This is a genomic window from Glutamicibacter sp. PAEs-4, from assembly GCF_051161755.1.
GTDB classification, from domain to species: domain Bacteria; phylum Actinomycetota; class Actinomycetes; order Actinomycetales; family Micrococcaceae; genus Glutamicibacter; species Glutamicibacter nicotianae.
Genome location: NZ_CP195017.1, coordinates 2,005,115 through 2,019,976, shown reverse-complemented (window position 1 = coordinate 2,019,976; position 14,862 = coordinate 2,005,115). Strand labels below are relative to the sequence as shown.

11 protein-coding genes are annotated in these 14,862 nt (G+C 64.1%); 1 reads left to right on the top strand and 10 read right to left on the bottom strand.

Annotation, left to right across the window (positions count from 1 at the left end; all coding sequences use genetic code 11):
- Positions 1–34: 34 nt before the first annotated feature.
- The 9 genes from ACR9WD_RS09505 to tkt all read right to left on the bottom strand — a co-directional run bounded on the left by ACR9WD_RS09505 (position 35) and on the right by tkt (position 11,359).
- A complete protein-coding gene (locus ACR9WD_RS09505; RefSeq protein WP_210416629.1) occupies positions 35–730 on the bottom strand; it encodes a potassium channel family protein in 696 nt (231 codons plus the stop codon).
- Complete coding sequence (locus ACR9WD_RS09500; protein WP_149597018.1) at positions 723–2,084, bottom strand: TrkH family potassium uptake protein; 1,362 nt, start codon at positions 2,082–2,084, stop codon at positions 723–725. The genes ACR9WD_RS09505 and ACR9WD_RS09500 overlap by 8 nt, the downstream gene beginning before the upstream one ends.
- 193 nt (positions 2,085–2,277) lie before the next feature.
- Entirely contained in the window at positions 2,278–3,258 is a 981-nt protein-coding gene (locus ACR9WD_RS09495; RefSeq protein ID WP_434921997.1) for an NAD(P)/FAD-dependent oxidoreductase, read from the bottom strand.
- 93 nt (positions 3,259–3,351) lie between these two features.
- Positions 3,352–4,092 carry a 6-phosphogluconolactonase gene (gene pgl, locus ACR9WD_RS09490; RefSeq protein ID WP_038990777.1) on the bottom strand — a complete coding sequence of 247 codons (741 nt, stop codon included), beginning with the start codon at positions 4,090–4,092 and terminating at the stop codon, positions 3,352–3,354.
- Positions 4,082–5,023, bottom strand: coding sequence for a glucose-6-phosphate dehydrogenase assembly protein OpcA (locus tag ACR9WD_RS09485; protein ID WP_434923206.1), 942 nt, complete (start codon positions 5,021–5,023; stop codon positions 4,082–4,084). Before ACR9WD_RS09485 ends, pgl begins: the two co-directional genes overlap by 11 nt.
- Positions 5,020–6,540 carry a glucose-6-phosphate dehydrogenase gene (zwf, locus tag ACR9WD_RS09480; RefSeq protein ID WP_434921996.1) on the bottom strand — a complete coding sequence of 507 codons (1,521 nt, stop codon included), beginning with the start codon at positions 6,538–6,540 and terminating at the stop codon, positions 5,020–5,022. The genes ACR9WD_RS09485 and zwf overlap by 4 nt, the downstream gene beginning before the upstream one ends.
- 7 nt (positions 6,541–6,547) lie before the next feature.
- Positions 6,548–8,122: a glucose-6-phosphate isomerase gene (locus ACR9WD_RS09475; protein WP_121866942.1), complete on the bottom strand. Its 1,575-nt coding sequence runs from the start codon at positions 8,120–8,122 to the stop codon at positions 6,548–6,550.
- Positions 8,123–9,226, bottom strand: coding sequence for a transaldolase (gene tal, locus ACR9WD_RS09470; RefSeq protein WP_149597016.1), 1,104 nt, complete (start codon positions 9,224–9,226; stop codon positions 8,123–8,125).
- Between the two features lie 18 nt (positions 9,227–9,244).
- Positions 9,245–11,359 (bottom strand): transketolase, encoded by a 2,115-nt coding sequence (gene tkt / locus ACR9WD_RS09465; protein WP_434921995.1) that lies wholly within the window; start codon positions 11,357–11,359, stop codon positions 9,245–9,247.
- A gap of 802 nt (positions 11,360–12,161) precedes the next feature.
- Between tkt and ACR9WD_RS09460 the strand changes: the two genes are divergently transcribed.
- Complete coding sequence (locus ACR9WD_RS09460; RefSeq protein WP_434921994.1) at positions 12,162–13,109, top strand: heme o synthase; 948 nt, start codon at positions 12,162–12,164, stop codon at positions 13,107–13,109.
- Positions 13,110–13,920: 811 nt separating this feature from the next.
- On the opposite strand, the gene ACR9WD_RS09455 is transcribed toward ACR9WD_RS09460, so the two are convergent.
- Positions 13,921–14,772 (bottom strand): COX15/CtaA family protein, encoded by an 852-nt coding sequence (locus tag ACR9WD_RS09455; RefSeq protein WP_434921993.1) that lies wholly within the window; start codon positions 14,770–14,772, stop codon positions 13,921–13,923.
- Between the last annotated feature and the right edge of the window lie 90 nt (positions 14,773–14,862).

Below are 14,862 nucleotides of genomic sequence, written 5' to 3'. Positions count from 1 at the left end.
TCCACATCACGTGGAGGGCGCCTCTTGCGCGTCATCAGGCCAGTTGCCCGAATTTCTCCGTATCGGCAATCGAGCCGAGCACGAGAATCTTGTCTCCGGTGCTAAGGACGGTGTTGCCGTCGGTGTTCTGCCATTCGCCGGCAGCATTGGTCGTGGCCGCGATGGTCACCCGGTACTTGTTGCGCACCGCCGCATCGCTGAGCTTCACCCCATGCAACGTGGATGGCGCGCTCATTTTGACCATGGCATAGCCTGGATCGACCTCCAGGTAGTCCATCATGGATCCGCGCACCAGGTGGGCAACACGCTTGCCCATGTCTTTCTCCGGGTAGACGATGTGATGGACCCCTAGCTGCTCCAGGATCAGTCCATGCCGATCATCTTGCGCCTTGGCCCAGATCTGCGGGATCCCCATGCTGACCAAGAGCGAGCAGCACAGGATGGATGACTGCAGGTGGCTGCCCACGGCCACCACCACACGGTCGAATTCGTGGATCGATAGCTGTTCCAGGACTTCGCGGCTTGATGCGTCGGCACGGACCACCTGGGTCAATTCGCCATTCAGCGACTGGACGTTGTTCTCGTGCACGTCGATGCCCAGAACTTGGGTGCCTGACTTCATTAGTTCCAGGGCAAGGGATTCTCCGAAGCGCCCGAGCCCGATCACCGCCACGGAGTGAGCTTTGGGCAGTCCCTTGGCATCATTGCGAAAATTCAGTAGCTTAGCCAATTGAAGGCCTTTCCTTGGGGAGTTCATAGAGCGCTTTTCGATCGCGCAGGGCAAGCGCGGAACCCAGCGAGAGGACACCGACGCGGCCGAGGTACATCAACGCGATGAGAATGCCTTTGGCGGGATCCGGCAAGTCCGGGGTAATGCCCGTGGACAGCCCGACGGTGCCGAAGGCCGAGGTGGCTTCGAAGAGACAGCGGTCCAGGGAATAGTTGGTGAGCAGCAGCAGGCCCATCGTGCCGGCGAACACCGCCGCGACGCCCAGCAGCGCCACCGTGATGGCTTGGCGGTGCACCGAGCGGGAGAGCCGCCTGCCCAGGACGTTGACTGCGGTCTCGCCGCGCAGCTCGGTCATGATGATGAACAGCAGGATCGCGGCCGTGGTGATCTTGATGCCGCCGGCGGTGCCGGCCGGTCCGCCGCCGATGAACATCAGCACATCCATGCCCAGCCAGGAGGCTGGATGCATCGCGCCGATGTCGATGGAGTTGAAGCCCGCGGTGCGCGTCTGCACAGATTGGAAGAATCCGGCCAGGATCCGCTGCGCAGGTTCGAGCTCGCCGAGCGTCTTCGGATTGGACCATTCCATAGCGGTGATGAAGATGGTGCCGCCAACGAGCAGCAATGCGGTCATCAGAAGAACCAGACGGGTGTTCATGCTCCATTTCAGCGTGTTCCGCCAGTGCTGCCTCAGCTGGACCAGGACCGGGAAGCCCAGGCCGCCAAGGATGATGGCGAGGCTGATAGGGATGCAGAGCCACGGGTCAGCGACGAAGTCCATCAGGTTATTCGAATACAGGGCGAAGCCCGCGTTATTAAAGGCCGAGACTGCATGGAATGCGCCATGCCAGATCGCACCGGCTGGATCGTCGCCGTAGGCCAGCCCGAAGCGGATGGCTAAGATGGCCGCCACGACGGATTCGATGGCCAGCGACAGCTTGATGATCATCAATGCGGCGGTGCGCACATCTTCGCCTGATACCGCGGAGCTTTCGCGTTGGGTGGATAGCCGGGTGAGGTAGCCAATGCGGCCGATGACCAGCATGCTCAGCAGCGAGGCAATCAGCATCAGGCCCAGGCCGCCGGCTTGGATCAGGATGAGGATGACGAGCTTGCCGAAGAGGGTGTAGTGGGTTGCGGTGTCCAAGACAGTCAGGCCGGTCACGCACACCGCTGACGTGGCAGTGAAGATCCCGTCGACCAAGGATGTGAAGACGCCTTGGGTATTGGCTGCCGGGGAGGACAGGAGCAATCCGCCAACGAGAATCGCACCGGCGAAGGCAAATGCTACTGCGCGTGCCGGTTTGGCCAGCACGCTGTGCTGCGCGGCCGGCCGGGGTGCGGGAAAATTCATGGAGATCGCAATCGTAGGAATAACGTCTCGCGAAACCGTGGGACGAGGAGTACGAGGGAAATACTACGCCCGGAAAAACGGGTGTCAATGGTGATTCCCGTCACCGATGGCGGTGCCGGCCAGGCCGCCGCGGGAGAGCTTGAACCGGCGGCCGCGCAGTATCTGCGCGGCTGCCGGCAAGCCGAGGGCATCGCTAGCTGCCGAGCAGTTCCACGACGCGCTGCGCGGTGCCCCAGGACAGGGTCACGCCGGCGCCTCCATGGCCGTAGGCGGCAATGACGGGCACCGCATGCCCCTCGATGCGCTCCAGGCGGATCGTCTCGCGGGCCGGACGCAACCCGACCTTGTGCTCCAGGATTTCGCAGCCGGCCAGCTCGGGGACCAGGCCGGTGGCGCGGTCGAGCATGTCGGCGGCGGTCTGCGGGTCGGCTTCGAGGTTGAAGTCGTGGTCCACGTCGGTGCCGCCAACGATGATGTCATCGCGGCGCGGAATGATGTAGCTGACGCCTTGCGGATGCTCGTCGTAGCAGAGCCAGTCGGACAGTCCTGCGGTGTTGGCCAGGCGGATCACCTGGCCGCGGATGGGGTAGACGCTCTGGTCGTCGCCGGTGAGCTCGCCGCCTCGCAGGCCGGCTGCCAGCACGACGACGTCGGCATCGTCCTGCAGCTCGTCGAAGGATTCGACCGTGCGCCAGATGAACTGCACGCCCAAGGCCGCGGCCTGGTCCTGCAGCCAGGACAGGTAGGTGGGCATGGTGATCACCGGAACCGTGGCATGCATTCCGGCGGCCGCAATCGGCGGGATCGCTTCTGCCGGTGCTTCGGCGGCGTTGGTGACGATCTTCGCCCAGGAGCGGTCCTCGTCCGCCGAGCCCTCCAGGTTCAGTCCGTAGCGCAGATCGATGCCGGTTTCCGCGATGCCCGACAGCTGCTCGAAGCGTGCCAAGGAACGGGCGAGCAGCAGGTCGGCAGCTTCGGAGTTCTCCGAGTGGTAGGGGAACCAGATGGCGGCGGCCACCGCGGAGACCGTCTGCTGCGGCTGCTGGTCGGCGATCACGGTGACCTCGTGGCCGGCGGCGGCCAGCTCGTGGGCGGTGGACAGGCCGATGACCCCGGCACCGATCACGTTGACCTTGCGGGGCTGCGCTGCTTCGCGCAACGGTGCGGAAAGCATGGAATCCTCTCGGGCAGATGGTGCTGGAAAAGCGAAGGCCGGTGCCGCGAGCCCGCCATCGGCAGGATCGCGGCACCGGCGATGAGGTGTTGGCTAGAGCAAGGTGGCCGCGGCGCGGTCGATGATCCAGCGGGTAGCTTCGGTGCCGTGCACGGCCGAAGCCGGGACGGCAACCTCGTTTACCTCGTGCTGCGCGGCGGCCAGTGCCGGGGCCTTCTCGGCGCCGGCCACGAGCAGCCACACCTCTTTGGCGGTGTTGATCGTGCCCATGGTGAGCGTAACGCGGTCCGCCGGCGGCTTGGGGGAGTCGTGGACTGCGATGACTCCTGGCTCATCCGACCGGGTGTGGTTGGGGAAGAGCGAGGCGACATGCGAGTCCGGGCCCATGCCGAGCATCAGCACATCGAAGGCCGGATTCAGCGCGCCTTCTTCGGCTTCCTCGGCCAGCTCCCGGGCGTAGGCTGCGGCGGCCTGCTCTGCTGTCCCGTACTGGTCGCTGGCGCCCATGGCGTGCACGGTGGCCCGGTCCAGCCCCAGGGTGTCCAGCGCCTCGAACAGGGCGGCCGCCTGGCGCACATTGCGGTCAGCCGAATCGGAGGCGACGAAGCGCTCGTCGCCCCACCAGAAGTGCACCTGCGACCAATTGACCGAGGTCTTGGCGGGGTTGGCCGCGACGGCTTCCAGGGCGGCGATGCCCAGCGAACCGCCGGTGACCACCACATGGGCGACACCGCGGGCCGCCAGCGCATCGGCGATCGTGGTGATCAGCCGGGCGGCGATGGCGTGGGCGGTAGCCTGTGCATCCTCGTGGATGAGAATCTGCCTAGCGATCACTGGATCTGATGCTCCTCAGGTTGGTCAGGGCCAGGCCCTTCGTGATGACCTCGCCGAAGACGTCGTCGGCGTCCAGGCGGCGCATCTCCTCGGCCAGGCATTCTGCCACCGAACGCCGCGGCAGCGAGATGCGCTGCGGCGCGCTGCCGGGCAGGTACAGGTGGGCAACCGCGCCGGAGGGGCGCGAGAGCTCCACGTCGCCGTCTTCGCGGGCGAGCCGGACGCTGGAGAGCCCGCCGTTGGACTTGTCCGCGGCGATGGTTACCGGGACGTCCAGGCACAGGGTCAGCCAGGCCGCCAGCAGGGTGGTGGACGGCGAATTGTCCGAGCCTTTCACGGTGATGGCGGTCAGCCCGTCGGTGCCGATCAAGTCGAGGATGCTTGCCAGCTGGGCACGCCACAGGGTCAGCCGGGTCCAAGCCAGGTCGGTGTCTCCGGCCCGGTAGGTGGCAATGCGGCTGAACAGCGCGGCGGTCGGGTCCTCAGTCTCCGCCGAATCCGTGATGCGGCGGTGCGCCAGCCTGCCCAGTGCGGTGCCGGCCGGATCCTGCGGCACCCCATGTGGCCACCAGGCCACGATCGGTGCATCGGGCAGCAGCAGCGCGGAGATCAGCGCCTCGTCGGCCACGACATCCGGGCCGTAGGTGCGCATCACGATCACTTCGGAGGCGCCGGCGTCCCCGCCCACGCGGATCTGCACGTCCAGGCGGTTGGCCTCGGACTTGTTGCCGCGCACCACCACGATGATCCGGCAGGGGTGCTCGCGGCTGGCCAGGTTGGCCGCCTCGATCGCGTTCTCGGCGAAGCCCTCGCGGGTGATGACCACCAGGGTCAGCACGCGGGACAGCGCCACCACGCCGTGGGTGCGGCGCGAGGAGATCAGCTTCTTGGCCACCTTGGAGGTGGTGGTGTTGGGAAGATCGATCATCATGGTCGTCGCCACGTCCTTCCATCCTTGGCCATCAGCTCGTCGCTGCTTTCAGGTCCCCAGGAGCCCGGAGCGTAGGGATCCGGCTGGGTGGGCAGGGCGGCCCAGTACTCCTCGAAAGGATCCAGGATGCGCCAGGACTGCTCGACTTCCTCGTGACGCGGGAACAACGGAGGTTCGCCGAGCAGCACGTCGAGGATCAGCCGTTCATAGGCTTCGGGGGAGGACTCGGTGAAGGCGTTGCCGTAGCCGAAGTCCATGGTCACGTCGCGGATCTCCATCTGGGTGCCGGGCACCTTGGAGGAGAAGCGGATGGTCGCGCCCTCATCGGGCTGCACGCGGATCACGAAGGCGTTCTGGCCGAACTCGTCGTCCTCATGGTCGGTGAACAGCAGGTTCGGGGCCTTCTTGAACACCACCGCGATCTCGGTGACGCGCCGCCCCAGGCGCTTGCCGGCACGCAGGTAGAACGGTACGCCGGACCAGCGGCGGGTGTTGATCTCCAGCTTGACCGCGGCATAGGTCTCGGTGTTGGACTTCGGGTTGAAGCCCTCCTCGTCGAGGAAGCCGACGACCTCTTCGGCGCCCTGCCAGCCGGAGGTGTACTGGCCGCGGGCGCTGGCCGCCCCCAGGTCCTCGGGCAGCTTCACCGCGGTGAGCACCTTTTCCTTCTCGCTGCGCAGGTGGTCGGCGTCGAAGGAGATGGGCTCCTCCATTGCAGTCAGCGCCAGCAGCTGGAGCAGGTGGTTCTGGATGACGTCGCGGGCGGCGCCCACACCGTCGTAGTAGCTGGCCCGGCCGCCGATGCCGATGTCCTCGGCCATGGTGATCTGCACGTGGTCCACGTACTTGTTGTTCCACAGCGGCTCGAACATCTGGTTGCCGAAGCGCAGCGCCAGCAGGTTCTGCACCGTTTCCTTGCCCAGGTAGTGGTCGATGCGGAACACCGCATCCGGCGGGAACACCGACTCGACGATGGAGTTCAGCTCGCGCGCGCTGGCCAGGTCGTGGCCGAAGGGCTTCTCGATGACCACGCGTTCCCAGCCGGGGTTCTTGTCCTGGGCCAGCTTGTGCTCCGAGAGCTTCTGGCAGACGACCTCGAACCAGCTTGGCGGGATCGAGAGGTAGAAGGCGTGGTTGCGGCCGGTGGAGCGCGATTCGGCCAGCTCGTCCAGGGTGGCGGCAAGCTGCTCGTACGCGCCGTCATCGTCGAAGGCGCCGGAGATGAATCGCATGCCGGCCGCCAGCTGGGCGAAGACAGTTTCGTTGAAGGGGGTGCGGGCGCTGGCCAGGATCCATTCGCGGGCCTGGTCGGCGAAGTCCTGCGCCGTCCAGTCGCGGCGGCCGAAGCCGACGATCGCGAAGTTCGGGGGCAGCAGGCCGCGGTTGGCCAGGTCGTAGACCGCTGGCATGAGCTTCTTGCGGGCAAGATCGCCGGTGATTCCGAAGAACACCAGCGCGCCCGGACCGGCAATGCGGTTAAGCCGCCGGTCGCGGGCGTCGCGTAGTGGATTGCTCATTCGTGCCTTACTTCGCTGCCTCTAGCAGGGCGGCGATTCCCGCCGCGCGGTCCGTGAGGTTCACGCGCAGCACCGGACGGTTGTGCTCGGCGTCGGCCAGCACCGCGCCGTCGCCGATCGCCTGGGCGGTGATCAGCCCGCCGAAGGTGTACGGACGGCCAGGAATCTCAAGGTCTTCCTGGTGATCCGCGGTGACCTGCAGGAACACGCCCTGTGCCGGGCCGCCCTTGTGGTACTGGCCGGTGGAGTGCAAGAAGCGCGGGCCCCAGCCGAAGGTGACCGGACGGCCGGTCTTCTCAGCCAGAGCATCGCGCAGCGCTTCGAGCTGCTGGTCGGCGGTGCGATCCAGGTAGGCCTGGATGGCGAGGTAGCCATCGTCCGGCAGCTGTGCGGTGAGCGCATCCAGGGCTGCTTCCAGGTTCGCGGCCTCGGTGCCGTAGAGCTCGACCGGGCCGTCCACGGCATCCGGTGCGCTCTGCGCCGGCGCTTCGAGCATGGAACGCGCGGCCACCTTCGCGGCCTCGACATCCGGCTGGTCGAACGGGCTGATGCCCAGCAGGTAGCCGGCCACGGCGGTGGCGTACTCGAAGATCATGAACGCGGTGCCCAGCGGCGCGCTGAAGTGCACGGCGGTGGAGTCCTCGTCGATTTCCTCCGGCAGCTGCTCGTAGATGAACAGCGGCAGCACATCCTGCGCAGGGTTCTGCAGCTCGGGCGCATCCACATGGGCGGCAACCGGCAGCACGCCCTTGCCGTCCTTGCCGGTGGATTCGGCGATCAGCTGCTCGGCCCAGTCGCCGAAGCCCGGCAGGGCATCGCCCACGCAGGCGATGAGCAGCTTGTCGCGGCCGGCGGTGGCCATGGCCGCCCCCAGGTGCAGCGCGAGGTTGTCCTCGTCGTCCATTGCCAGCACGTCGTTGATCAGTCCGGATTCTTCCACCAGCGCTTCGATGTCGGCGCCGGCCAGGCCCGAGGGAACCAGGCCGAAGGCGGTCAGCGCCGAGTAGCGGCCGCCCACATTCGGGTCGGCGTTGAAGACCGCGCGCACTCCATCCGGGTTGTCCATCGGCGAACCCGGGTCGGTCACCAGCACCAGGCGGGTGGCCGGGTCGATGCCGGCCGCCTCGAAGGCTGCGGTGAACGCACGGCGCTGCGAATCGGTCTCCACCGTGGAGCCGGACTTGGAGGCGACCACCACGACGGTGTGCTCCAGATCGGTTTCCACGATGCCCTTGACCATCGACGGATCGGTGGTGTCGCAGATGACCAGGTCCACCTCGTCGTGCGCGGTGATGACCTCAGGGGCCAGCGAGGATCCGCCCATGCCGCACAGCACGATGCGGGTCAGTCCCTCCTCCTGCAGCTCGTCGCGCAGATCCAGGATCTGCGGGATCAGCTTGCCGGCCGCCTCGAAGGGGTTGACCCAGCCCAGGCGGATGGAGGATTCGGCCTCGGCCGCCGGACCCCAGATGGTGGGATCCTGCGCGGCAATGCGGCTGCCGATTTTCGCGTCGATCAGCTGCGGCAGCAGCGCATCGACGGAGGCCAGAGCCTGTCCGGAAGTTACCAGGCCAAGTTCCATCTATTTGGCTCCCTTCAGGGCCTCGGCCATGTCCTGGAGCAGCTCGTTCCAGGCGACGTCGAACTTCTGCACGCCCTCGACCTCAAGCAGGTTCACGACCTCGTTGTAGTCGATGCCCAGGGCGGCGAGCTTGTCCAGCACGCGGTTGGCGGCATCGTAGCCGCCGGCGATCGCGTTGCCGCGGATCTCGGCTTCGGCCGCGGTGGCATCCAGGGTCTTCTCCGGCATGGTGTTCACCGTCTGCGGGGCGACCAGTTCGGTCACGTACAGGGTCGACGGGTAGGCGGGGTCCTTCACGCCGGTCGAAGCCCACAGCGGGCGCTGCACGTTGGCGCCGGCAGCGCTCAGCACCTCGTAGCGGGCCGAAGCGAAGGACTCCTCGAAGACCTGGTAGGCCAGGCGGGCGTTGGCCACGCCGGCCTGTCCGCGCACGGCGGCCGCGGCTTCTGTGCCGATGGCATCCAGGCGCTTGTCGATCTCGGTGTCCACGCGGGAGACGAAGAAGGACGCGACCGAGTGGATCTTGGACAGGTCCAGGCCGGCGGCATGGGCCTTCTCCAGACCCAGCAGGTAGGCGTTGATGACCTCGCGGTAGCGTTCCAGCGAGAAGATCAGGGTCACGTTCACCGAAATGCCGGCGGCAATGGTTTCGGTGATGGCTTCCAGGCCTTCGATGGTGGCAGGGATCTTTATCAGCACGTTTTCACGGTTCACGCGCTCGTACAAGGCCTTCGCCTGGGCGATGGTCGGTGCGGTCTCGTGCGCCAGGCGGGGGTCCACCTCGATGGACACGCGGCCGTCGAAGCCGTTGGAGGACTCGTAGATGCCCTTGAACAGGTCGCAGGCCGCTGCCACGTCGTCGCTGGTGATTTCCGTGATCGCGTCCTCGACGGAGCGGTGCTTCTGCTCGGCGATCGCCTCGCCGTACACCTCTGCCTTGGACAGCGACGCGGCGAAGATTGCCGGGTTGGTGGTGACGCCGACGACGTTCTTCTCTTCGATCAGCTTGGCCAGGGAGCCGCTGGTCAGGCGCTCGCGCGAAAGGTCGTCCAGCCAGATGGAGACGCCGGCGTCGGACAGGGCCTGAGTATTCGGGTTGCTCATGATATGTACTTCAGTTCCTTAATTGGCAGCGTTGTTGATGGAGGTTTCGGCGGCAGCGATCACTGCCTCGGTGGTGATGCCGAATTCCGAGTACAGCTTCTTGTAGTCGGCGGACGCGCCGAAGTGGTCCAGCGAGATGATTTCGCCGTGGGCGCCAACCAGTTCGCGCCAGCCCTGGGCCACGCCGGCCTCCACCGAAACGCGTGCGGTGATCGCTGCCGGAAGGACCTCTTCGCGGTAGGCGGCATCCTGCTTGGCGAACCATTCCAGCGACGGCAGCGAGACGACGCGCGCCGCGATGTCCTTGGCCGCCAGCGCTTCGCGGGCCTCGACGGCGAGCTCGACCTCGGAGCCGGTGGCCAGCAGGATGACATCCGGCGTGGTCTCGGCGCCGTCGCGCACGGCCTCGGCCAGGATGTAGCCGCCCTTCAGCGTGCCTTCGGCGCCGCGGAAGCCGGTAGCCGAACGGTCGTAGATCGGCAGGTTCTGGCGCGAGAGCACGATGCCCGATGGGGTGGTGGACAGTTCCAGCATTCCGCGCCAGGCGTAGGCGACCTCGTTGGCATCCGCCGGGCGGACAACGTCGAAGTTCGGGATGATGCGCAGCGAGGCGAGCTGCTCCACCGGCTGGTGGGTCGGGCCGTCTTCGCCCAGGCCGATGGAGTCGTGGGTCCAGACGAAGATCGACGGGACGCCCATCAGCGCGGCCAGGCGGATGGCCGGACGCTGGTAGTCGGAGAAGATCAGGAAGGTGCCGGAGAACGCGCGGGTCGGGCTGGAGAGCACGATGCCGTTGACGATCGACGCGGCGGCGTGCTCGCGGATGCCGAAGTGCAGCACACGGCCGTACGGGCTGGCCGACCAGGAATCGGTGGAGCGGCGCTCGGGAGCGAAGGACTTCGCGGTCTCGATGGTGGTGTTGTTCGAACCGGCCAGGTCGGCGGAGCCGCCCCAGAGTTCTGGCAGCTCATCGGCGATCGCGTTGATGACCTTGCCCGACGCGGCGCGGGTGGCCATGGTGGAACCAGGCTCGAAGGTAGGAAGCTTCTCGGTCCAGCCTTCTGGCAGCTCGCCAGCCTGCAGGCGTTCCAGCAGGGCGGCCTCTTCCGGGTTTGCAGATTTCCAGGCGTTGAAGGTCTCGTTCCAAGAGGCGTGCAGCTGCGCTCCGCGGGTTGCGACTTCGCGGGCGTGGGCCAGCACGTCATCCTCGATCTGGAAGTTCTTCTCCGGGTCGAAGCCCAGCACCTTCTTCAGGCCGGCAACTTCCTCGGCACCCAGCTTCGAGCCGTGGATGCCGCCGGTGTTCTGCTTGGTTGGCGATGGCCAGCCGATGATGGTGCGCAGCGAGATGATCGACGGGCGCGAGGTCTCGGCCTTGGCGGCGCGGATGGCGGCATCCAGTGCGGCCATGTCCTCGACGTATTCGCCGGTGGCGGTCCAGTCAACGCGCTGGGTGTGCCAGCCGTAGGACTCGTAGCGGCCCAGCACGTCCTCGGTGAAGGCGATGTCGGTGTCGTTCTCGATGGAGATCTTGTTGTCATCGTAGATCACCACAAGGTTGCCCAGTTCCTGGTGGCCGGCCAGCGAGGAAGCTTCGGAGGTGACGCCTTCCTGCAGGTCGCCATCGGAAGCGATGACGTAGACAGTGTGGTCGAAGGGGCTGGTTCCGGTTTCGGCGGCTGGATCCAGCAGGCCGCGCATGCGGCGCTGGGCGTAGGCGAAGCCAACGGCGGAGGCCAGGCCCTGGCCCAGTGGGCCGGTGGTGATCTCGACGCCGGCGGTGTGGCCGTACTCAGGGTGGCCAGGGGTCTTCGCGCCCCAGGTGCGCAGCGCTTCGATGTCTTGCATTTCCAAGCCGTAGCCGGAGAGGAACAGCTGCAGGTACAGGGTCAGCGAGGTGTGGCCTGGGGAAAGCACGAAACGGTCGCGGCCGATCCAGTTCGGATCCTTCGGGTCGTGGCGCAGGTGCTTCTGGAAAATCAAGTAGGCGGCAGGAGCCAAGCTCATTGCGGTACCGGGGTGGCCATTGCCAACCTTTTCGACGGCGTCGGCTGCCAGGACACGGGTGGTGTCGATGGCCTTACGGTCCAACTCGGTCAGTGAGAATTCTTCAACTAAGGATTCAGTCGCCACAGCGGCGTTCCTTCCATTCAGGCTTGGACGGGAGATGCCTCCCGCTGACACGCAATACGCCGTCGCCTCCCCATGCCTCCGATATTGCTTAAGTTAGAGGAATGCAGGTCGCGACGGCGCAATCTGAGTCAACTCTATCGCGAAACGGCGCCTTCGGGCGCTGGATTTAGCAAGATGACACATAATTATTCGGTTTGCGCAGGGGTGCGACCCGATGTGACCTTTCATGCCTTGGCCTGAGCCAAGCGCTCAGTCATTCTGCGCAATGGTGCACAGGTCGTTGCAGGTGTGTCCCGGATGGCTGTGTACCCGGAGTTGCTGACGCGTTGCCCTGGGGAGGTGTACAAAAAATGAATCTTGTTTCCAGGTTGCTTACCGCTTGTGGAATTTGTCTTGGTGCTGCGGGTGCCAAGAATATCTGACGTCCATTAAAGGCCGAGGTCCTGTGGCCGCTGCCTCGGAGGCTGCCGCCTGTGCAAGTGGCCGGTGCGTGAACGGGCGGGGCTCTTGGCCCCCGCCTGCTGAACTGGAGGTAATCGCTGTTTTGAGTGAAGGACCGGCCCGGATAGCCGATTCGAACGCCGGAGATCGATCTGAGCACCCATTGGGTGCGGCGCTTGGTACGTAGCCGGTTTGGGCATTGCAACTATTTAAATTGAGCCAAATCACCCTTTTTGAATGTGATCCTCTCCGTGGGGAGTTTCAATCAATTTCTATCCAGCGTAGAATGAATGTGTCTGTCTTGTACCCGTGAAGAACTGAGTGCGTTTAATTGAAGACTCAAAGTGTCGCCGCAGCATCAGTGCCACGCGCATCGCGTCAGCCTGATGAAACTGCCGGCGACTTTCTGAAGCGCAAGGCCAATGCGTATGTGGCGTTGACGAAGCCTCGCGTTATCGAGTTGCTGCTAGTGAGCACCCTTCCGACCATGATCTTTGCCGAGCGGGGCTTTCCTTCCGTCTGGCTGATGATTTCCACCCTCGTTGGTGGAGCTATGGCCGCAGGCGCATCCGGAGCATTCAACTGCTATATCGATCGCGATATGGACAAGTTGATGAAGCGTACCAAGGGGCGCCCTTTGGTGACTGGTGACCTGACCCCGAAGGAAGCCTTGGTCTTCTCTTGGGCCCTGGCAATCGCATCCTTGGTGATTCTCTGGGTTGGCACGAATCCGCTGACGACCGCGTTGGGCCTGGCGGCCATTCTGCTCTACGTGGTGTTCTACACTTTGATCCTCAAGCGACGGACAGCTCAGAATATTGTGTGGGGTGGCATCGCCGGCTGCATGCCAGTACTGATCGCTTGGGCTGCGGTGACCAACACAATTGAGTGGCCAGCGGTCATCCTGTTCCTGGTGATCTTCCTCTGGACACCGCCGCATTACTGGCCGCTGTCCATGAAGTACGCGGATGACTACAACGCGGCTTCGGTGCCAATGCTTGGCGCGATCGCCAACGCCCGCCGCGTTTCGGTGCAGGTCGTGCTTTATGCCTGGGCCACCGTCGTTTGCTCGATGCTGTTGGTTCCACTGGGTGGCGCCGGCATCGTGTATACCGCAATCGCGGGCGGCGCAGGTTTGTGGTTCGTCTACGAGTCTCACGTGCTTTACCGCGAGGCGCAGAATGACCACAAGCCGGCTGAGATCAACCGCAAGGCCATGAAGGTTTTCCACATCTCCATTACCTACTTGTCCATCGTGTTCTTGGCATTGGCCATTGATCCCTTCGTGGGCAGCCCGCTGTTCGGCTGAGTTCAACTCCGCAACGAAGCTTCACAAGCGCCTTGCTTGGAACCCGAATACGTTTGGATTCCAAGCAAGGCGCTTTTCTTTAGCTTATGCACGCCGGTCTCTAGAGCATTGGATGCATCTGGGCCATTCATTCAACCGGAGCAGAAACTGGGCCCTTTGATAATTCTGGCTTAGGCAACGCAACTCCCGTTTGTGCCTGTCCAGCACCAAAGAAGTCATTACCCGCCATTCACTGGCGGGCTGCCGACCTCTATGCGCTCGGTTCCAAAACGGACAGTGATGAATGCGGCACGGAACTTGCTGCAACCTTTGATCTCCTGGAGGGTAACTCCGTTGCGGGAGCTCGTATTCTCTGTTTGCGGCGATGATCAACAGCGGATTGCTGGATACCCGTCGCTCGATGAACTCACCGCCAGAGGCACGTGATTTCTCAGAAGTCCATCAAGCTATCAGGCGAGAAATGTGGCAACGTCAGGGTAGCGGTATAGGTTATTGAAGACGGCGAGGCTTTGGCAGCAGAGCGCTGTGAAAAAGAAGGACGGGAGCGGCAAGTCGAGGATGGCGTGCCGTTGCCGGTTTGATGAAGCGAGAATGCAGTTGCAAGCTGATTCGAATTGCCAGGGGCACCAGCTTGCTTTCGATGGCGGAGATCTTGGGTGCGGGTCGTTTGCTGACCGGAGCTGCCTACCTTTAGGACTCACTGGATTGCTGGGGTCGTAGACCTCGGAATAACAAGAAGATAGTTAAAGCGATTCGGGGGTTGCCGTGCACTTTGAGTGCAGGGCAACCCCCGAAACGTTTACGCAGAATGCTATGAAGCGATGACCCTGTATCCCGGAAGGATAGCGGCCCGGTCCCAGACGTTTGCAGAAGCTGAGAGCAACAAGCTGGCGCCGAGCATGTGAGAGAGAACCAGGGCAACCGGCAGGCCATTGAAGTGCTGGATGTATCCGATAGCTGCCTGAATCGCGATAGCGGCCACGAGCCACCAAATGGCGTTGCGAAGCTGGCTGTTTCCGCCTTGCTTGTAGGCCAGGATGAGAACAACAACGGTGGCGGCGACCAGCAAGTACACCGGAGCCGTGTGCAGCCGGGTCACGAACAGTGGATCGAACAGGTGACGAGGAGCATCGGCATCACCAGCGTGCGGTCCGGTGCCTGTTACGACAGTTCCGAACGCGACAGCGAGCAGCGAGAAGATCCATGCGGCAAATGAAATCTGGCCGATGGACTTGGTGCTCCGCGGAATCTCCCGGCTTTTCAGTTCCTTGGCCGTACGGTTGACCTGGAACGTGGCCATGATGACCAGAGCCCCGGAAATCAGGAAATGCACCGACACAACCCAGGCATTCAGGCCAGTCCATACGGTGATGGCGCCGACAAGGGCCTGAAGTGCGATGCCGGCGAGCAAGCCGACGGCCAGTTTGTACAAGGTACGGTGCGTCGGGCGCATCTTCCAGATGGAGACCAGGAAAGCAACGGCGATAACCAGCAGGACGAAGGTCAGCAGGCGGTTGCCGAACTCGATGATGCCGTGGATACCCATTTCCGGAACAGGAGTCATCGAGCCGGGGACGCAGTTGGGCCAATGTGAGCAACCGAGTCCCGACTCGGTAAGCCTTACGGCCCCTCCGGTGACGATAATGCCAATCTGCGAGATCAAGGATGCGATCGCCAGACCATGCACGAGGCGGTTTACCTTCGTGGGCAACTTATCGGCCCAGCTCTGTTTGGCTTGGACTGGAGTCAAGGA

Coding starts and splice junctions, on each gene's coding strand:
- ACR9WD_RS09500 (WP_149597018.1), bottom strand. CDS start 2,084: ATGAATTTTCCCGCACCCCGGCCGGCCGCGCAGCACAGCGTGCTGGCC.
- ACR9WD_RS09495 (WP_434921997.1), bottom strand. CDS start 3,258: ATGCTTTCCGCACCGTTGCGCGAAGCAGCGCAGCCCCGCAAGGTCAAC.
- ACR9WD_RS09485 (WP_434923206.1), bottom strand. CDS start 5,023: ATGATGATCGATCTTCCCAACACCACCACCTCCAAGGTGGCCAAGAAG.
- zwf (WP_434921996.1), bottom strand. CDS start 6,540: ATGAGCAATCCACTACGCGACGCCCGCGACCGGCGGCTTAACCGCATT.
- ACR9WD_RS09475 (WP_121866942.1), bottom strand. CDS start 8,122: ATGGAACTTGGCCTGGTAACTTCCGGACAGGCTCTGGCCTCCGTCGAT.
- tal (WP_149597016.1), bottom strand. CDS start 9,226: ATGAGCAACCCGAATACTCAGGCCCTGTCCGACGCCGGCGTCTCCATC.